The 19,984-nt window shown below is 42.6% G+C and carries 15 protein-coding genes and 2 pseudogenes; 9 read left to right on the top strand and 8 right to left on the bottom strand.

Translation table 11 applies throughout. The annotated features are described in order from the left end of the window. Positions 1-10 precede the first annotated feature (10 nt). Positions 11-763 (bottom strand): hypothetical protein, encoded by a 753-nt coding sequence (locus ACTIE0_RS10985; protein WP_006622037.1) that lies wholly within the window; start codon positions 761-763, stop codon positions 11-13. 15 nt (positions 764-778) lie between these two features. Continuing rightward, on the bottom strand, positions 779-2,266 hold the full coding sequence (locus ACTIE0_RS10980; RefSeq protein ID WP_006622038.1) for an AAA family ATPase: 1,488 nt from the start codon (positions 2,264-2,266) through the stop codon (positions 779-781). A 197-nt stretch (positions 2,267-2,463) separates the two neighbouring features. On the opposite strand from ACTIE0_RS10980, the gene ACTIE0_RS10975 reads away from it, so the two are divergent. The 4 genes and pseudogenes from ACTIE0_RS10975 to ACTIE0_RS10960 all read left to right on the top strand — a co-directional run bounded on the left by ACTIE0_RS10975 (position 2,464) and on the right by ACTIE0_RS10960 (position 7,292). Continuing rightward, on the top strand, positions 2,464-3,489 hold the full coding sequence (locus tag ACTIE0_RS10975) for an NAD-dependent epimerase/dehydratase family protein (protein WP_006622039.1): 1,026 nt from the start codon (positions 2,464-2,466) through the stop codon (positions 3,487-3,489). Between the two features lie 44 nt (positions 3,490-3,533). Further along, complete coding sequence (locus ACTIE0_RS10970; protein ID WP_439516901.1) at positions 3,534-4,592, top strand: UbiA prenyltransferase family protein; 1,059 nt, start codon at positions 3,534-3,536, stop codon at positions 4,590-4,592. 546 nt (positions 4,593-5,138) lie between these two features. Further along, positions 5,139-5,802, top strand: a pseudogene (locus tag ACTIE0_RS10965) (type II restriction-modification system restriction endonuclease). Between the two features lie 2 nt (positions 5,803-5,804). Further along, positions 5,805-7,292, top strand: a complete 1,488-nt coding sequence (locus ACTIE0_RS10960; protein WP_439516900.1) for an N-6 DNA methylase — start codon at positions 5,805-5,807, stop codon at positions 7,290-7,292. A 21-nt stretch (positions 7,293-7,313) separates the two neighbouring features. On the opposite strand, the gene ACTIE0_RS10955 is transcribed toward ACTIE0_RS10960, so the two are convergent. The 5 genes from ACTIE0_RS10955 to ACTIE0_RS10935 form a co-directional block, all read right to left on the bottom strand. Further along, entirely contained in the window at positions 7,314-7,841 is a 528-nt protein-coding gene (locus tag ACTIE0_RS10955) for a Ycf51 family protein (protein ID WP_006622043.1), read from the bottom strand. A gap of 72 nt (positions 7,842-7,913) precedes the next feature. Continuing rightward, positions 7,914-8,972: an adenylate/guanylate cyclase domain-containing protein gene (locus ACTIE0_RS10950; RefSeq protein ID WP_006622044.1), complete on the bottom strand. Its 1,059-nt coding sequence runs from the start codon at positions 8,970-8,972 to the stop codon at positions 7,914-7,916. 26 nt (positions 8,973-8,998) lie between these two features. Then, on the bottom strand, positions 8,999-9,376 hold the full coding sequence (locus ACTIE0_RS10945; protein WP_006619127.1) for a response regulator: 378 nt from the start codon (positions 9,374-9,376) through the stop codon (positions 8,999-9,001). Positions 9,377-9,441: 65 nt separating this feature from the next. Beyond that, positions 9,442-12,336 (bottom strand): PAS domain-containing sensor histidine kinase, encoded by a 2,895-nt coding sequence (locus ACTIE0_RS10940; protein WP_439516899.1) that lies wholly within the window; start codon positions 12,334-12,336, stop codon positions 9,442-9,444. 48 nt (positions 12,337-12,384) lie between these two features. After that, positions 12,385-13,533 carry an AI-2E family transporter gene (locus ACTIE0_RS10935; RefSeq protein WP_006622046.1) on the bottom strand — a complete coding sequence of 383 codons (1,149 nt, stop codon included), beginning with the start codon at positions 13,531-13,533 and terminating at the stop codon, positions 12,385-12,387. A 195-nt stretch (positions 13,534-13,728) separates the two neighbouring features. Here ACTIE0_RS10935 and ACTIE0_RS10930 point away from each other — a divergent pair, with 195 nt between their 5' ends. Then, on the top strand, positions 13,729-16,065 hold the full coding sequence (locus ACTIE0_RS10930) for a glycosyltransferase (protein WP_235720169.1): 2,337 nt from the start codon (positions 13,729-13,731) through the stop codon (positions 16,063-16,065). 292 nt (positions 16,066-16,357) lie between these two features. Here the strand turns inward: ACTIE0_RS10930 and ACTIE0_RS10925 are convergent. Further along, positions 16,358-16,545: pseudogene (locus tag ACTIE0_RS10925) on the bottom strand (hypothetical protein). Between ACTIE0_RS10925 and ACTIE0_RS10920 the strand changes: the two are divergent. The 4 genes from ACTIE0_RS10920 to nrdR all read left to right on the top strand — a co-directional run bounded on the left by ACTIE0_RS10920 (position 16,512) and on the right by nrdR (position 19,798). Beyond that, the gene (locus ACTIE0_RS10920) at positions 16,512-16,835 is read left to right on the top strand and encodes a hypothetical protein (protein WP_006668670.1); all 324 of its coding nucleotides are present in this window, start codon (positions 16,512-16,514) and stop codon (positions 16,833-16,835) included. The pseudogene ACTIE0_RS10925 and the gene ACTIE0_RS10920 sit on opposite strands and share 34 nt — an antisense overlap. A gap of 419 nt (positions 16,836-17,254) precedes the next feature. Next, positions 17,255-18,784, top strand: a complete 1,530-nt coding sequence (gene psbB, locus ACTIE0_RS10915; protein WP_006668669.1) for a photosystem II chlorophyll-binding protein CP47 — start codon at positions 17,255-17,257, stop codon at positions 18,782-18,784. Between the two features lie 256 nt (positions 18,785-19,040). Next, entirely contained in the window at positions 19,041-19,136 is a 96-nt protein-coding gene (locus tag ACTIE0_RS10910) for a photosystem II reaction center protein T (protein WP_006619121.1), read from the top strand. 131 nt (positions 19,137-19,267) lie between these two features. Next, complete coding sequence (gene nrdR / locus ACTIE0_RS10905; RefSeq protein ID WP_006668667.1) at positions 19,268-19,798, top strand: transcriptional regulator NrdR; 531 nt, start codon at positions 19,268-19,270, stop codon at positions 19,796-19,798. Positions 19,799-19,984: the final 186 nt, after the last annotated feature.

The raw sequence follows: 19,984 nt of genomic DNA, 5'->3' as shown, positions 1-19,984 counted from the left end.
TAAACAACTTCTATTTTGATAAGAGAGTCTCCAAACTGATAGTCATTTGATTGGTAACTTTCAAGTGTTTAATCTTGATTTTATCTTGTTCCCTTAAAAGAGTACGACAAGTTAACAAATCAGTTTGATTATTTAAAATTGAATACAATTGACTATTGTTATCTATCAAATTGCTTTTGAGATAAAACAAAATACCTTGAAAATCTATATATATGGTTTCCTGATGATAACCTTGAATTGGATTTAAGTGATTGTTTAAAGTCAGTAAAATATACATCCTACTCATACCATCGGCAAATTTACCCTCAATATTTTTTAAAACAGAGTCATGATAATTTTTCACATTTATGGAGGATTTTAATTCAATTAAAATAATCATCAATCTATAAATTTTTTCATCAATCAAATTTTGTGTTGTATCCTGATATTTTTGTAATACTAAAATAGCACATTCAGGAGTTTTACTTTGGGTTGAGATACCGGGTATAGGTTTTTCTAAATCAACTTTCCAAATTTTTTCAACTGTAGATTTATCATTATGATAATCCAATTGGTCAATCTTAATTGAGACTAGACGATTATTTGAGTAGTTCTTATTTTTATTTTCTTCGATTTCTATTATTTCATCATCACGGACTGGAATTTCAACTATAAATTGTTCATTAGTTAAAGCCTTATGTACTTCATCTCTCAGCAATAATATATCCTGATTGCCAGGATTATTTAAATAATAATGTTTCCTATTTTTTGATTTTTTACTCATCTTGAAACTAGCAAATTAAAAATCATCCTGTTGGCGGTAAATATAATCAGTCAGAATCCGCAGAGATTTATCTACATTATCTTCAACTTTTCGGAAATCTCTAAAATAAATGCCATAGTCATCACTTTGATAATCAACAATTTTTTCTCCCGTAAAAAAATAAACTCCTACTTTTTCCTGGGAAACCGAAATAGATGGATCAACATATTGAAGTTGATCAGCTTCGATGATTTGTCCAACATCAACTTTATATTCATTTTTCAGAACATCTAAATAGATATAATTATTAATCGCATTAGCTAAAATTGGACTGTGTGTCGTAATTAACACCTTATTATCATTTTCACTAATAAACTGTAGTAGTATATTTAATAAATTTATTTGATTTTCAGGATGTAAATTTTCCTCCGGTTCATCCATGATCAGAAAATTATTCTTTTCATTTACCCAATATTTCAGATACAAATATAGAAGCGTTAATTGATTGACAGAAGAAGACGCTAAATACATTGGTAAATCAAGGTTACTGACATCTAACTTAAAAGCAAATTCGATTGGTGCTATTCCTTCTTGACTCATCAGATTAATTTCGCCACCCATAATTTTCTGTAATTTTTGAACAAGATTTAGATAAAATTCTGGTTTTACTATGGGCAACTTCTCATTAAGAGAATAGAGACTTTCAATAATTTGATTAATTGGTTCTGTATAAGGTCTATTACTAATATTTAAGTCTTTAATTTCCGACAAATTAATTCTTTCATCATCCTGTTTAGTTTCCATTAAAGTTAGCAATTTATCCACAATTTGTTCACGTTCTTTTCTTTCAATCTTATAAATATAACGATAAAATATAGGTAAAAAACTACGACTAGCAGGCAAGAAAAAAGTTTCATGCTCATATTGTAGCAAAATTAAAATTATACTTTTAATTAATATGCTTTTTTTGCCTGCAATTAAATATCTATCAACAATTGTGCGAGGTACAAAATCAAAAAAATCTTCAGGAATCTTTTTTTCCTCAATTTGGAATCGTAAAGAGTTATTTTCTTTTTTTATCTCTAAATAATTAGAATCAATCTTATTATCATCACTGGCTTTTATGGTAAAACTTGCTTGTAAACCTCCTCGCTTTATTTCATCAATACTGGCTTCAAAGTCAAGTGATATATTATCAAATAATTTGGATGCTTGTAAATCTTTAAAAGTGTGCTTCTTTAAAGCATCCCTTAAAAAGGAACTATAGCTTATGATGATTTTATCAATTAATTCCTGATTAACTTCAAAGTGTTTGGCGTTTTTCAGAAGATTATCTTCAATAATGTCTAAATTATTTTGAGCAAAATTGTTGATGATTCGTTGATTAAAAATAGTCCATAATAATTGAGATACATAACTTTTTCCACTATTGTTATATCCTACAAAAACTAACAAATTTTTTGACAAATCAATGGCTTTACTATTGTTTTTAATCGGCCCAAAATTTTTGATAATTAATTTCATATTAATCCTTGTTGAAATAACTTTGACTATATCTTAATCTGTGATTTTAGCAAATTTTGATAATTTTGTGCAACTTCAGCTTACCAATATTAGTAGTTGTCCTCCAAAGGTTTCTGTTACAATTCCTTGACAAATTGGCCACATTAGTTTACGATGCTGGGAGAGTCATTATTTATTTGGAAGGTTAGCGGTAGTCCATGAAACATCTGGTAACAGGGGGTTCCGGTTTTTTAGGAAATCTGATCGCCCGTCGGTTGTCGCAACGGGGAGAAGAAGTCAAAATACTAGATATTTGGGAAGATCCAACTCGCCCCCAGGATATTGAATATATTAACTGCGATATTCGCGATCGCCAAGGTGTCGCCGCCGCCATGAAAGGGGTTGATATCGTTCATCATAATGTCGCTTTAGTTCCCCTTACCAAGTCGGGAAATAAGTTTTGGGAAGTGAATGTCGAAGGGAGTCGGATCGCCGCTGAGGAAGCTGCTAAAGCAGGGGTTAGCAGTTTTATTCACATGAGTTCTAGTGCCTTATTTGGCGACCCAAAATGTCCCATTACTAACGATACTCAACCCCAGCCTGTAGAGATTTACGGACGCGCAAAATTGGCGGGAGAATTAGCAGTCCGTGAGGTTTGCGATCGCCAAAGTTTACCCTTAATAGTAATTCGCCCCCGGACGATTTTGGGGGAGGGAAGGTTAGGCATTTTTCAGATTCTATTTGAGTGGATTCAAGAAGGGCGAAATGTCTACGTTATCGGGGATGGAAATATAAAATTCCAGTTTATTCATGCTCTGGATTTAATGGACGCTTACCTATTAGCTTTGGATTTAGGAAAACCAGGAATTTATAATGTCGGAAGCGATCGCTTTGGGACTCTTAGGGAAGGTTTGGAAAATTTAATTAGCTATGCGGGGACTGATTCTCAGGTAAAAAGTCTCCCCACCACTTTGACAATTGGCACCTTGAGACTCTTGGATATTGTCGGTTTAAGCCCCCTCGCACCTTGGCATTATCTCACCTATCATAAAGAGTTTTATTTCGATGTTGAACCCCTGTTAAATTTGGGATGGCAACCCAAATACTCCAATGATGATATGTTCCAGGAAAGTTACGATTGGTTTCAGAAAAACTATGATAAAATTCAGGCAGAAAAGGCAGGTTCCGCACACCGTAAACCCGTCAAAGAAAAAATCCTTTGGCTGCTCAAACAGTTGTCTTAACTGTTATAATGATGATACACGACTGCTTTCTGCAAAGGGGTGTGATGAAACCTAAATTTGGTATAAAAATTAAACCGGAATCTACCCGGGTATCTAATCCCAATTCGGCAGAAGTTACCCCAGAAAAATCGGGAGAAATTGGGGATATAATCAAGTTGCTGCGTCCCCACCAATGGACTAAAAATCTGTTCTGTTTGGCGGGGGTCATTTTTGGGGGTAGGTTAGGAGAAATTAATGCGATCGCCAACGGCATTTTAATGGTCGTCCTGTTTTCCATGATGGCATCAGCCGTCTATATTTTCAACGACATTCAAGACATCGATCGCGATCGCCAACATCCCAAAAAGCGATTTCGTCCCCTCCCCAGCGGACGGGTAAAATTAACAACCGCCAAAGCGATCGGCATTTTTTTAATCACCGTTTCTCTCATCGGTTCTTACAATCTAGGAATCCCCACATTTTCCTGTCTGTTGTTGTACGGAATTAACAATGTCGCTTATTCCCTAAAACTCAAAAATATTCCCCTTTTTGATGTCAATTGTATCGCCTTCGGTTTCGTCCTCCGTCTCCTCGCCGGAATTTACGCCGTGGGAGACACACCCACCGCCTGGATTACCCTTTGTATTTTCTTTTTAACCTTATTTCAAGGTTTCGCCAAAAGGCGATCGGAACTCCTCTCTCTTCTCCACAAACACAACCCCATCGAATCCCTAGAAGAATTATCCCCAGACTCTCTTAATTCCACCGAAAAACCGTCATATCTGCAACTCTTTTATCAACGAGGTCAAAATAATCAACAGCGCCCCGTTTTATGCCATTATACCCTACCCTATCTCGACTCTTTGCTAAACAGTACAGCCACCATGACCATCATGTGTTATTCCCTATTTACCATCAGTTCCGGGAAAAATACTTCCTTAGTTATCACCGTTCCCATTGTCTATTATGCGGTAATGCACTACAAACGCATCGTCACAGTTTTAGCAGCCGGAGAAGAACCCGATCGCATTTTAATCGAAGATAACAGCATCAAAATCAGCCTATTTCTGTGGCTAGTTTCCTATTTAGCGATCGTCTATTTCGACCTGCATATTTTTCTTTAAAATCAGCCCTACTAGAAACCCGGTTTCTCACAGAAACCGGGTTTCTTTAGCTTACCCAGTGAGAAACGGGGTTTCTTTAGATTACCGAGGGTTATCAATCTGTTGTATAATTAGTTAGCTGCCAATCAGGGTTGGTAATTATGGCTAAATGTCCAATCTGTGAAACCCAATACACAGAAAACCAGGTCGAAACCTTTACCGTATGCGGTTATGACCTGACCTCGCTAATTACAACTGCCATAGGGGAACCACCCCCGTCAGTAATTTCCAACACGCCACTATATTGGCGGTTCCCCCTCGGATGGTCGAGTGTGGAATGGTCTGCATATTTATGTTGAAAATTTGGTCAATCTTCTGGAATGCAGAGACAAAAGGGTGGTGCGCGGCGGTTCGTGGTACAGCTTTCCAGGTTACTGTCGTTGTGCCTACCGCGACTGTATTTACCCGGCAGACAGCAGTTACGGTTTCCGGGTGTGTTGTTCCCTCCCGGAGACTCTTCGCCCTTAACTATATTACCCTTTTTTATTGTGATCAGTCTTATCCGCTATGCAAGCCTTAACCATAAAAACTCTGTGTTCTGAAGCTGAAAAATTTTCAATCTTAGAATCCCAACATCTAGAACCTTCACTTTATGGAATTACAGATGGTAAAAAGGTAGGTACTTACTTAGAGCAAAAATTTAGAAACTACCTGAAAAAAAATTATGACTTTAGGGAAGGAAATTCAGCCATTGGTATTGATTTCCCGGAACTGCAAGTTGATATGAAAGTGACGAGTATTAAACAGCCTCAATCATCCTGTCCTTTCAAGTCAGCTAGACAAAAAATTTTTGGTTTAGGATATTCTCTATTAGTATTTGTTTACGAAAAGCTAGATCATCATGATAATCAAACGGCTAATTTAAAGATTCTGAATGTCATCTATGTGCAAGCAGAGAAAACCGCCGATTTTCAAATGACTCGCGGAATTCGTGAAATTTTGCAAAATGAAGGAAATGTTGATGATTTAATTGCGTTTATGTGGGATCGAAATCTCCCCGTTGATGAAATTGAAGCTACCAATATTGCCGAAGAAATCATGGCTAATCCTCCAGAAGTTGGGTTTTTGACAATTTCCAATGCTTTACAATGGAGATTACAGTATAGATAGAAGAGTAATTGAACGTGCGGGTCAGGAAGATGGTATAATTACTGTTTATCGTTTTGAGTAGCTATGTCCGTTATTAACAACAAATTAAAAGTAGAATATGGAGATTTTCAAACCCCTATAGAGTTGGCGAAACGAATTTGCCAAAAATTGTCAAGTTTAGGGGTGAATCCAGATTTGATTGTTGAACCGACCTGTGGTGTCGGTAATTTCATTGTAGCATCGATTAAACAGTTTAATTTGGCTGCTAAAATTGTGGGAATTGAGATTAACTCTGATTATATTAAAGCAGCTAAAAATAGTCCAATTATTAAACATGATGAGCGAGTTATTATTCACCATGGAGATTTGTTAAATTTCCCGTTGTCAAACTTGGAACAGTCGGGGGAAATCTTGGTTATAGGTAATTTTCCTTGGATTACCAATTCACAACAAGGGTTAATATCCGGTAAAAATTTGCCGCAAAAAAGTAACTTTCTCGGATATAAAGGCTTAGATGCTTTAACTGGAAAAAGCAATTTTGACCTGTCGGAATGGATGCTTATTCAAATTATTGAATGGTTGCAGAATTATGAACATAGCTATCTGGGGATGGTTTGTAAAACCTCTGTGGCTAGAAAAATTTTACACTATTTGCGCGATCGCCAAAAAAATGTCTGCCAATTTTCTACCTATGGAATTGATGCTAAAAAGTATTTTAAGGCGGCAGTTGAATCCTGTCTTTTATTCTGTGAATTTCGAGGTAAATTTAAACGCTATTTTTGTGATGTATTCCCCAGTATGGAAAGTGCGGATTTCCAGAGAATTGGTTTCTCTCATAATCGGCTGATTGCGGATATGGTCACTTTTCAAAAACTGAGTTTTCTTTATTCCGAAACTCAGCCCTTGATTAAATGGCGATCGGGAATCAAACACGATTGTGCCAAAATTATGGAACTTCGTCAAGTTAATGATGATTTAGTGAATGGTTTGGGAGAAAAAGTTAACTTGGAGGATGATTATATTTTTCCACTTTTGAAAGGCTCAGATATTGCTAATGGGAAGATTAGCCAAACTGATAAATATGTCCTGGTTACTCAAAAATCTCTGGGGGAAGACACGACTTTAATTCAAAACCACGCGCCCCAAACTTGGAATTATCTTGAACAGAATGCGGCGAATTTAGATGGTCGCCAAAGCAAAATTTATCAAAATCATCCCCGTTTTTCTATTTTTGGGGTGGGAGACTATACCTTTAAACCGTGGAAAATAGCGATTTGTGGTCTTTACAAAAAACTAGAGTTTCGATTGATAAGTCCCCTCAAGGGAAAACCTGTTTTATTTGATGATACGGTTTATTTTTTGGGCTTCGACACTGAACCGGAGGCGATCGCCATATTTGAAATAATCACTTCTGCTGAGGCGATCGCTTTTTATAATTCACTAATTTTCTGGGATGAAAAAAGACCCATCAAAACCAGCATTCTCAATTGTTTAAATTTACATCCGAGGCTAATACCCCCAAGAAACCCGGTTGTGAGCAACGGGGTTTCTTTTCCCCCACCATGTAGATAGATGGGGAATTGGGGGCGATAATTAGTTAGTAGCTTCGCGCACTGTTTGAAGGTGATTGAGACTTTCTTGATTAATAGCGATCGCCACATCTCCCTGATTAGCAAAACCAGATACCCGTTGCACCTGTCCCAAAAAAATCGGTTCCGAAACCCCTGGTTGAGGGTGAACAATAGTTCTGGCGCGGATAACTAAAGGCATTTGTCCTGCGCCGCCGCGACCGGGTGAATATAGGTCACTAGCAGCCTGTTGGAGAGTCGCCTCTAGTTGTGACTCAGTAATATCTGGAGCCACAACAATCACAATTTGGCGAGCGCCATCATCAAACACCCTGCTATAGCGGACTGCTCCAGGAATTTCAACCCGTTGAAATAATCCCAACCCCAAAGCGAACACGCCGCCAGCGAGGACTCCGGTAAAAGCAGTTATCCCCACCAGGCGAAAACGAATGCCCCAGTTTAGTACAAAAGCCAAAACAGTTAATGCAGCTAAAGCCAGGGTAGCGATACCCAGCCACTTAGAAAAATCGAGTAATTCAGGGGTAGTCAACATGGTAAGTCTTGTCCGAGACCAAAAGATTAATAAATCGTCACCTATCAACTGTCAATCATCAACCGTCACCTGTCAAGGCTTTTTCATAATCAGAAAATAAGTATTCATTTCCCCCTTTCCTTTCACGTCAATGATACCTCTGGGTTGAAATTCATAACCATGGCGCAGACGTTGATAGGTAGTTTCAGTGACTTGAATTTTCCCCGCCAACCCATGAGACTCCATGCGGTTAGCAGTGTTGACAGTATCCCCCCACAAATCATAAGCAAATTTGCGAGTTCCAATCACCCCGGCTTCTACCGGACCCGTATTGATACCCATTCTCATAGTCAAAGTTTCTCCGGGTTTTAGGCTAAAATTTGTCACAATCTTTTGCATTTCCAAAGCCATATCAGCGATCGCCTCCGCATGGTCTGGTCTCGGGGTAGGGAGTCCCCCCACCACCATATAAGCATCACCGATAGTTTTAATCTTTTCCAGTCCGTAATTTTCTGCCAACTGGTCAAAAGCGGAAAAAATTTGATTAAGAATTTCCACCAATTCAGCCGGGGATAGATTATCGGATAGTTTAGTAAAATTGACAATATCAGCAAATAATACAGTCACATCAGCGAAGCTATCAGCAATGGTACTTTCTCCCTGTTTTAACCGTTGTGCGATCGGTGCGGGGAGGATATTCAGCAATAACCGTTCCGACTTTTGTTGTTCCGCCGCCAACTTTTGCAGATAGGCTTGTTCTTGGTCTCGCAGGCGTTTTTTTTCCAAACAGGCATTAATTCTAGCCCGCAATAGAACATGATTAAAAGGTTTAGATAGATAATCCTCTGCACCGAGTTCAATACACCGGACAATGCTATCAATATCATTAACCGCCGAAATCATAATTACGGGAATGTGGCGCAACTGGAGATCTGCCTTGAGGGACTCCAGCACCTGATAGCCGTTCATTTGTGGCATCATAATATCCAACAATACCAGATCCAGCGCTGTCGATCGCATAATTTTCAAGGCTTCAAAGCCATTAGAAGCCACCAGTACATCGTAACCCTGTTTTTGTAAACGTCGAGCCAACAGGTCACGATTGATTTCATTATCATCAACAATCAACACAAGATCCGGGTGAGCATTCATCTAAACTTAGAACTTACAGATGGATATCACGAAGTCGCCTTATTTTTGAGGTGAGTCTCAATTTTCTCAAGTAGGCGGGGGAACTCCACTGGTTTAGTGTCATAATCATCACAGCCAGCAGCGAGACATTTTTCGCGATCGCCAGCCATAGCATGGGCTGTGAGGGCAATCACTGGAATTTCCTTAGTTTTAGTATCAGCCTTAATTTCACGGGTCGCTTGCCACCCATCTTTAATGGGGAGACTCATATCCATTAAAATCAAATCGGGGGCTTGTGTTTGGGCTAAATTCACCCCTTCCGCCCCATCTTCAGCAATTAAGACATCATAACCCTTTCGACTCAAGCGCCTTTTGAGCATATCGCGATTCATTTCATTATCTTCTACCAATAGAATCTTAGCCATGATCTAATTTTAAGGTTGAGGGTTTGACCAGTTATCTTTTCTGAAAAAGCCAGGAAACTACCCAGTTAATTCTCACTCAAACAGCCTTGGGTATAAGCATCAACTCCTGAATACTCTTCGGGGACTTGGGTTGTAGCGATCGCCTCTGAGGTTTTCACCTTGACTCGGGTAGGGATGACCACCTTAAAGGTTGACCCTTCTCCCAGTGTACTCTCTACTTGAATATTACCTCCCATCATTTGACAGAAGCGATCGCTAATAGCCAGTCCCAAACCAGTTCCCCCATAGCGTCGAGTCGTCGAGGCATCCCCCTGGGTAAATGGCTGAAACAGTTGTTCTTGTTGTTCCTGACTCATACCGATTCCCGTATCATGAACTTTAAATTCTAGGACCGAACCCGACTCTTGGCTATAGGGGAGGGAGGATACACGAGAGACCTCTAACTTAATTTTCCCATTAGTTGTAAATTTCGCAGCATTACTGAGCAAATTCAGTAGAATCTGTCTAACCTTAGTCACATCAGCATACATAATCCCGATATTGTCAGGACAATCGACGGTCAGGGTGTTATTATTTTTGGACATCAGGGGTTGAGCCGTACCCATAACACTTTCTAAGAGACTGGAAATATCAAAAGCCTCTAAAAACAGGTCCATCCGTCCCGCTTCAATTTTAGAGATATCCAGGATATCATTAATCAGAGTCAGTAGATTTTTACCGGCAGTATAGATCCGTTCCAGGTCAGGCACAATATCTTCATATCCTAATTCTTCCGCTTCCTCGGATAAAATCTCGCTATAGCCGATAATGGCATTGAGGGGAGTACGCAATTCATGGCTCATATTAGCCAAAAAGGTACTTTTCGCCCGGTTAGCGGTTTCGGCGGCTTCCTTGGCGCGTTCTAAGGCTTCTGCTGCTGTTTTTCCTTCGGTGATATCTTCGACAGTTCCTTCATAACAAACCAGTTCCCCCATAGCATCAAAAACAGCCCTGGCATTTTCCGAAATCCAGATAGTTGTCCCATCTTGGCGATATACTTGGGATTCAAAGCCTGATATAACTGAACTCTTGGCGATCGCTGCTACAAATTCCGCCCGTCGGGTAGGTTTAACATAAAGCTGGGTGCTAACATCGGTCAAATTAGCGATTAAGTCTTCCGGGGAGTCATAACCCAAAATCCTAGCTAAAGCTGGGTTAGCGCTAATATAGCGACCGTCTGGGGTAGTTTGACAGATACCCTCAGCCGCATTTTCAAAGATACTGCGATATTTAGCCTCTGTTTGTCGTAGCACTTCTTCCGTGCGTCGCCTTTCAATAGTGTTAGAAAACATTTCTCCCACCATTTTCAGCAGGCTAATAGTATCCGAAGACAAGGTATCAAGAGAACTGAGACTATCAAAGCGCAAAAAACCCACCAAAGATTTGCGACACACCAGAGGAATCATCGTCAGAAATTGCAGTTGGTGCTGGATATATTCTGGGTATTCATAACCGACCAATCCGGTCTCTTTATGGAAGTTTTCTAAGGCTTCCAGTTCCTCAAGAATCTGGTCAGATAAATTAGCCGATCTAATATGGATAACTTCATGCTTTTGTAACCATGAAAAAATTCCCGTAATTACCTCACAGTTAAGTTGGCTTGAGGTGACTTTTACTTGATTTGCGACCACGGAAACCAGGTCTAATGGTTCATTGTCTGACGACTCCGATACCAGGTTATTCTCGGCTTTAATAGACATCAAATTCGAGCGCCAGTCGTAGATAGATTGGCTATGATATTCAGGATCGGCGAATAGATAAATATAGCTTCTATCTACTCCGATAAACTTGCTTATTTTTTGCAGAGCTTCTTTAATTCCTGCATCAATTTCCTCGGTGCTTAGACTAATAAAATAGGTGGAAAGATTCGTAATTAGCTGCTCAAATTCTACTCGATTTTGCAGAGCTTTTTCTACTCTTTTGCGCTCGGTAATATCCCGGAAACTCCAAACCCTACCCACCAGTTTATTGCCGACTTTAGAAGGGTGAGAGTAAACCTCAAAAATCCTCCCATCCTTGAATTCCACCACATCGTATGTAGGGATGTAAGGTTGGGCGGACAGTTGCATGATAGTTTTGAGAAACTGGGGGGGGTTTTTCAATTGTCGCATCACAAAAGCTAGGGTTGAGCGATTTTGATTAGGCTCAAGGAATGATTCTGGCACCTCCCACATTTGGACAAATTTTTGATTAAAATGGCACACTTGACCATTGCGATCTAGGGCTAAAATTCCGGCATCCGTTGAGTCAAAAGTGGCTTGTAACATGGACAGGGAACGGGCGGCTTCTTGTTCGGCTTGTTGGCGATCGCTAATATCAAAAAACACTAAAACCGTTCCCACCCAACAACCATTTTCTACAATCGGGTTGAGAATGTACGAAACTGGTAAAACTTGACCATCACGACAGGCTAAATGATCCTGAGCAGATTTCAGCGGTTCTAACAGCTTTTCCTGGGTTCCTTGGTTGACAGGGGAGTGGGAATAACTATTCAGCCGTGATTGAAATTGTTGGGGAAATTCTTGTAAATGGGGAGCAATCAGTTGGAATAAATCTTGACCAGCGATTTCTGACTCTGACCAGCCCAAAAGTTGTTCAGCTTTGGGATTCATCGATAACAGATTCCCCTGAGCATCTAATATACATAATCCCGCACCGAGAGAACCAATTACCGCCTGTAGGCGATCGCGTTCTGCTTCTAACCGCGCCTCTGACTCTTGGCGTTGGCGTTCGTATTTTTCGATCATTTCCTCCGAGGAAAATGTCAGAGTTTGCGCCGCTAAATCTCTTTGTTGATCGGCGGCGCGATAACTTGAACTAACCTTTTTTAAAAACTCCCGCCAAGCCTTGGGGTCTGATGGTGGCGCGTCCATTTGAAAGCCGATTTCTTGGAGTTGTTGTTGAAGCAGAGGGTGGATCATGGTTCATAATTGAAAAATGGGGACTCAGTGTTGATGCTAGGTGAGAAATCAAAGAGAATCTGAATTGGAATCTAAGATCACCCCAGAGGGAGGGTCAGAGACAGACCCATGGGGGTAAGCTAGTTTTTGTTCCGCTAGGCGTTTGGGTTCTAAATACAAGTTTTCCACTAAGGCTGCAATTCCTGCAAACCAAGGTGGAACTATCAACGCCCCAATTAGCCCTAAAAGCTGCACCCCTGCTAAAACTGATAAAAGCTGATATAGGGGATGTACACCTACTGAAGACCCCACCAATAAGGGATCGAGAACGTAGGTTTCCAGGTTCTGCACGATTACATACAGTAGTAACACCCAAAAAAATAGAAATCCACCTTTGGCTAGGGCTACCACGAGGGCGGGAATTGCTCCTAAAATTGGACCCAGGAAGGGGATTAAATTGGTAAACCCAGCGATCGCACCCAAGCCTAGAGCATAGTCCTTTAGCCCTAAAAACCCTAAGCAGGTAGTAATACTCACCCCTAATATGGCAGATACAATTAATCTACCTCTAATATAACTGCCCATGCGACGACCTACGGGCTGGGCTTGGGCTGCTAGGCGTTCGTTCCACGGGTATGGGAACAATTGTACAAAACTTTTGACCAGAGTTTTGCTATCTGCTACCATATAGCCGGAGACGAATAGTGATAGAATCAGACTAAATACCCCTCCGACAATACCTCTGGTGATTCCGTAGGATCTGAGAATTAATTGCTGAGATGAACGAATTGTCCAGTTGGTCAGGGATTGGGTATCTACTAGGCGATCGATTAAGTCGGGGATATCTTCCCCCAAACTGCTGGCTATGTTACTGATTAGATCGAGGCTGCGTTCAGCGAAAATTGGTAACTGACGCACCAACAGGTTGATTTGATCAACCACACTCGGACCGATGATTAAACCTAATCCGGTAATGCCGCCAATTAGGGTTAAATATACTACAATCACCGCTAACCAGCGGGGAATTTTCAGGCTTTGCGCCCAGTTAACTAAGGGAATGATGGAGGCTGCTAATACCACCGAAATCATGATCAGGATAATTAATCCCTGAAGTTGCCATAATAAAACTAATAGTAAAACAGCACCAACAATCAACGGAACATTGGAAACTGACAGGGTGATATGTCTTTCCTGTCTGGGGGAGTTTTGGTCGCTCATCTTGGCGGTTAATTGCGTGAGTTAATCACAGATAAGGGGTTGACAGTGTTTTGATTTTAGTCGATTTCTGAACTAGAACGCCGCCTCGGAGGTGATTATTCTTGAGTCGCCCCAAATCCGGGAACTTTTGACGATCGATTCATGATCGATATAGTATCTACTAGCACTATTATATTTGAGAACCTATTTTGCTCTATGAGATTTCACTTGGAAGGATGGCCGTTTGCACCTAATTATTATGCGATCGCCACTTATTTTATCTGGCAAGAACTTTTGAGGCGATCGGATTTACAGGTTTCCTATCAAGCCAATCCTTCAGCCCCCCATGATTCTAACCCAATTCTCGATCGCTTACTGGGTCAGTTGTCAATTCCCACCCCAGACCACCCTAGGGATAGTAACTCAGCAGATATCTGTTTAAGGGTTTCCCCAGAAGTGGATTTTACCCCCACTGATAGCCAAAAAACTGGGATTTTGACCGCCCCACAATGGGGAACTCTCCTGAATATCAGTCCCGAAAATGTGTCACTAGCCCCTAATATCACCCTAATTACCCCGACAATGTGGTGTAAGGATGGATTACTTCGCGGCGGTATTCCACCTCACCAGGTCGCTGTTATCCCCCCTGGAGTTGACACGGAAATTTTCCACCCGTTAACCTCCCCAGACAGACAGGAATTGCGTAAATCTCTGGACTGGGACTATTATTTTGTGTTTATCCATGTTAGCAACCTCGAAAATACCGATGGTCTTCGCCCTCTCCTCAAAGCCTTTGCGGGGGTGGTGGAAGTTTACCCCCATGCTAGACTGGTATTGAAAGGCTGCACCCCACAGGGGGAAAAATTACTCCTCGAAAGCAGTCAAGCTATTTTAACTGATGCGGAAGCTACACGAGTACAGCCTAGGTTAGCCTACATTGGCGATAATTTACCTTTGGAGTCGGTGGCGAAATTGTATCAGGCGGCTGATGTTTATGTGTCCCCTGATGTCGCACCGGGGTTAAATTTACCGATTTTGGAAGCGATCGCTTGCGGTCTTCCCGTGATTTATTCTGAAGGTAGTCCCGCCCAAGAATGGACTCATCCTGATTTTGGCTGGGCGATTTCTAGCCAATTCCGAACCTTTGTGATTGACTATAAAACTCGGTTTTTGCTACATCCCAACTGGGAACATTTACTGACTTTAATGCAGCAGGCTATTGAACAGCCGCAAATCGGAACTATGGCGCGGGAGTTAGTCCCCCAGTTTGTCGCCCAAAAATTCACCTGGAAACATACCGTTGACCGGATTTTAGAAGTTCTTAACCCCCAGTCAAAACCCCCGGCGGCGCTGGGGTTAAATATCGGGGGCGCTCACATCAATTCTCCCCCCCGTAACCTGGTGGTCGAAGGTTGGCGATGGTTGCCCCATTCTTATGCTTTGATTAATAGCCATCAACTCCTAGAACTTAATCAGCGATCGCCCCTTAAACTATTCCATCGGGATATGCCCTATGTGACCACCGATTGGCAGCCTAGCCGAGGTTTATTTACCCAGGAAGAAGAGGCGATTTTGGACAGTATCCCCATACCCCCAGAAGACCTGAAAGCCGATGTAACTTTGAGGATGTATTGTCCGTTTAACTTGGCATCTTCTGACAGTAAAAAAACCTTTGTTTTTGGTTGTACAGAGTGGGGAATTGTGCCACAAACTATTTTGCGGGGAATGGGGGTTAAGTCTTTGAGGGAGGCTCATTTAAATTCTGATAGTATTATTATCACCGCTTCCGAATGGTCGCGCCAAGGTTTTTTGAATAGTGGCGCAGTCCCTGAAAGGATGGCGATCGTCCCCTTGGGATTTGACCCAAAGGTGCATTATCCCCTCAATGAAGAAGACCGCAATAGTCTCCGCCGTGAGTTAGGATGGAATGATTATTTTGTGATTCTCAATATTGGCATTATGTGGAATGAACGTCAGGGGGTCGCTAGGCTTTTAAAAGCCTTTGCACAAATTGCTGAGAGTTATCCAGAAGCGAGGTTAGTTTTAAAAGGTAGAGATGCGATTTTTAAGTCCAAAGAATCCATTAAAGCCGCCAGTAAACAAGTCTTAACTGATGCCCAAATGGATTTAGTTAAACCTCGGATTAGTTATATTGGCGATAATTTATCTGCCACCGAAATCGCCCGACTCTACAAGGCGGCTGATTTATATGTTTCTCCCTATTCGGCGGAAGGGTTTAATCTCCCCGTTTTGGAAGCCGTAGCCTGTGGAACTCCGGTTATCTGCACCAAAGGAGGGCCGACAGATGAGTTTACTAGAGAAGATTTTAGCTTTTATATTAATAGTCAGCTTAAATGTTTTCAAGATTCCGAAGGTGATACTAAGTTTTACTTAGAGCCTGACGGTAATCATTTGGTGGAATTGATGGAAAATGCCCTCAAAAACCCGGATTTAAGGAATAAGAATAAATCGGCGGGCTGCGAATTTGTGAGGGCGAGATTTACTTGGTCGAAAGTATGCGATCGCCTATTAGAAGTGTTATTGTCATCTTAAAACCCTTGACAATTCTCACCATGGGATGTCTAATGGAAGATTGCCAATCAGTTGCATACTTAACAAAGGCTCGGTCAGCACCCCCGGCTGAAGCACGGGGGCTTCCTGCCCCCCGCTTTCAGGTAGCTGACCAGCTTAAGCCTTAACTGGCTACGTTCAGAGCAAGAGTTAAAGTTCCTACCCTGGAATGCGTGCTAGTTCCAGGCTCTAGAACCAAATCGTTAAACAGTCCTAAGGGGTTAAGACAGTGCGATTTGGAAAGTACCGACTCTGAACATTAGCGAAGCAAACATTACCCCGCAAGGGAGTCGGAGCCAACCATAGCTCCATGGAGGGGCAACCATACCCCTCCACCCCGCAAGGGGGTGCTGGCGGCTAAAGCCGCTTGAGTCGGTTTTCCTCTCCGCGATCAATCACGGAGCTTCCAACCCTCCCAGGAGTTTTACGTGAAATACTTCTTTCTCTCAGAAGGGTGGACAATTGGACGGATTTGGGGTATCGGTGGCCTGTGGGATGTGGCCACCCAGCGGCGACTTCCAGATCTGCAAAAACTAGATGTATGTGTGTCCAACGATACAGACACTGAAAAAATGTGGCTGTACAGAGTTGAAGATGAAGTTCTGATGCTAGAAGTCAAACCCCAATGGACAGAACACCCATCAACAGGTATCGGTCAAGTAGTTCTCACCCGTCTAATTACTGCTGACCAGGTTCTGGACCGTCTGGGAACAGCATCAACCGAGTGCCGAGTCCAGGGCGGTCTTTTTTAGGAAAGCCGCCCCCCAGTGTTTAGATCTTGGGTTTTGCTTGCAATTGGTTCTAATAATCTATACAATTCTTTAACAAAATCTGCGAAAATTCTCAGCTTCTAGTTTTTGATAGAAGTAGGGGATGGATTGCGGTAACAAGTGTTGGTAGAATAGATCCCAAAGTTAGGACACCAACTGCAAACGCCAAAACCGAGCGTTAAAATCAAAAAACAGGCAAACTAACGAAGAATCTCATGGCTCATGGGAGGATATCGGAAGCCGCCTATAGAGGGCAGAGTTTTTGTCTGACCCGACCGTAATACCGGATACTGGATTGATGCTAGTGAAGGCTATGGCGGTTCAAATAGCGGGCTTGGTTTGTAATCTCTCATTTAAACGTCTGTAATTCACATTCATTGATTCTAGGAGGAGCGTAGTCAATGGGACTACCCTGGTACCGCGTACATACAGTAGTTCTGAACGATCCAGGACGGCTGATTTCTGTACACCTAATGCACACTGCTCTTGTCGCAGGTTGGGCGGGCTCTATGGCCCTGTACGAATTGGCAGTTTTTGACCCATCAGACCCAGTTCTAAATCCCATGTGGCGTCAAGGTATGTTTGTCATGCCTTTTATGGCTCGTTTGGGTGTAACTCAATCCTGGGGTGGCTGGAGTGTAACTGGAGAAGTAGCCGATAACCCCGGCCTTTGGTCTTTTGAAGGGGTAGCCGCTACCCATATCATCCTGTCAGGTCTATTATTCCTGGCAGCAGTTTGGCACTGGGTTTACTGGGACCTGGAACTGTTTACCGATCCTCGGACTGGTGAACCAGCCCTAGACCTGCCCAAAATGTTCGGAATTCATTTATTCCTATCTGGTTTACTTTGCTTTGGCTTCGGAGCCTTCCACCTGACCGGACTATTCGGGCCGGGAATGTGGGTTTCTGACCCTTATGGATTGACGGGGAGTATACAACCTGTCGCGCCTTCCTGGGGACCTGAAGGATTTAACCCCTTCAATGCTGGCGGTATTGCGGCTCACCATATTGCGGCGGGAATTGTTGGCATTATTGCTGGACTATTCCACCTGTCCGTCAGACCACCTCAGCGCCTCTACAAAGCCCTGCGTATGGGAAATATCGAAACTGTACTATCTAGCAGTATTGCAGCGGTATTCTTTGCGGCTTTTGTGGTAGCTGGAACTATGTGGTATGGTTCGGCTGCTACCCCGATTGAACTGTTTGGACCTACCCGCTATCAGTGGGATCAGGGATACTTCCAACAGGAAATTCAGCGCCGGGTACAAGCAAGCATTGCTCAGGGCGACAGCCCCTCAGAAGCATGGTCTAAGATTCCTGAAAAACTGGCATTTTATGACTATGTTGGTAACAGTCCCGCCAAAGGTGGCTTGTTCCGCGTTGGTCCGATGAACAAGGGCGATGGTATTGCTCAAGGTTGGTTCGGACATCCAGTATTTACTGATGCAGAAGGTCGCGAATTAACTGTTCGTCGTCTTCCTAACTTCTTTGAAACTTTCCCGGTCATTCTGACTGATGCTGATGGAGTGATTCGCGCTGACATTCCTTTCCGTCGCGCTGAGTCTCGCTACAGCTTTGAGCAAACTGGGGTGACTGTTTCCTTCTATGGTGGTGAACTGAATGGTAAAACCTTCACCGATCCCGCCTCTGTGAAGAAATATGCCCGTTTTGCTCAACAGGGCGAACCCTTTGCCTTTGACCGGGAAACTCTCGGCTCTGATGGGGTATTCCGCACCAGTACCCGTGGCTGGTTTACCTTCGGTCACGCTTGCTTTGCTTTGCTTTTCTTCTTTGGTCATATTTGGCACGGTTCCCGCACCATCTTCCGAGATGTATTTGCTGGGGTTGAAGCTGACCTGGAAGAACAAGTTGAGTGGGGTAACTTCCAGAAAGTTGGTGACCAAACAACTCGTGTTCAAAAGACTGTCTAATGGCAGTTGTTGAGTAGTTGTCAGGACAGGTTCATGGGTATATCAAGACTGGTGGCAGCCTTCCTCAATGGTTGGCGATCGCCTCTGGTGAAGATATCCGACCTGTCCTTTTTTTGGTGAAACTCCCGAAAAAATATCCAACCCCTCCCTATTCTCCTAGACTGGGGAAATTGGGGATTAAGTTAGGGCAGGTTTTTCAGAGTGGCATCAAGACTGATAGACTGGTAGTTAACCCGGGATATGAGGAAACATTGACATGGAAAGTGTTGCATACATATTAGTTTTGACGCTGGCTCTCGGCGTGTTGTTCTTTGCCATTGCCTTCCGGGAACCCCCCCGCATTGGTAAATAAGTCGCCAACAGCATTTGATTTTCTGATTCCAATTGGGTTGTAAGGGGTATGCTTCTTAGAACCCGATTGGATATGGCTTTCGTAAATCAATCAGCATCCATGGCAAAATCTGAGTTTAAAGGACGTATATTATGCAATGTCCCGTTTGCCAACATACCAGTACCCGTGTGTTAGAATCGCGATGGGCTGAATCACTGAAAAGCATCCGGCGACGGCGGGAATGTCTCAATTGTAAACACCGTTTTACCACTTATGAACGCATCGAGTTGGTTCCTTTAACGGTGATTAAGCGTGACGGACGGCGAGAATCTTTCGATGGTTCCAAATTGTTACGGGGTTTAGTTCGTGCCTGCGAAAAAACTGGCATCGCTTCTTCTGAACTAGAAACCATGATCGAAGACATAGAAGCAGAACTCCAACAGCGTGCCACCCGCGAGGTTTCCAGCCCAGAAATTAGTGAGCTTGTACTCGATCGCCTCAAACCCATAAGTGAAGTGGCTTATATTCGCTTCGCCTCAGTTTACCGGGAATTCCAGGGAATACAAGATTTTATAGCATCCCTGACTGATTGGGAACGGACACCCGCAGTCATTCCAGAAACTTCTGACCAACATCTACCCACTGAAAGCAACCACCCCACCCCTAGCCCAGTCATGAGGTAGGCTCCTCCCAGGTATACCGAAGGAGGGCCAGGCAGCTCATTGCTAAAGTCAGAGTTTGATGATGTCATCCGCTCAACTCTGGGGATAATCTTACCACAAATATGCTGAAGTCAGCACCCCCGGCTGAAGCACAGGGGCTTCGTGCCCCCCTTTCAGGTAGCTGACCAGCTATAGCCTTAACTGGCT

Origin of the sequence: Limnospira sp. (assembly GCF_051859755.1) — a bacterium.
GTDB lineage: Bacteria > Cyanobacteriota > Cyanobacteriia > Cyanobacteriales > Microcoleaceae > Limnospira > Limnospira fusiformis.
This window is presented reverse-complemented; position numbering and strand designations above follow the sequence as displayed.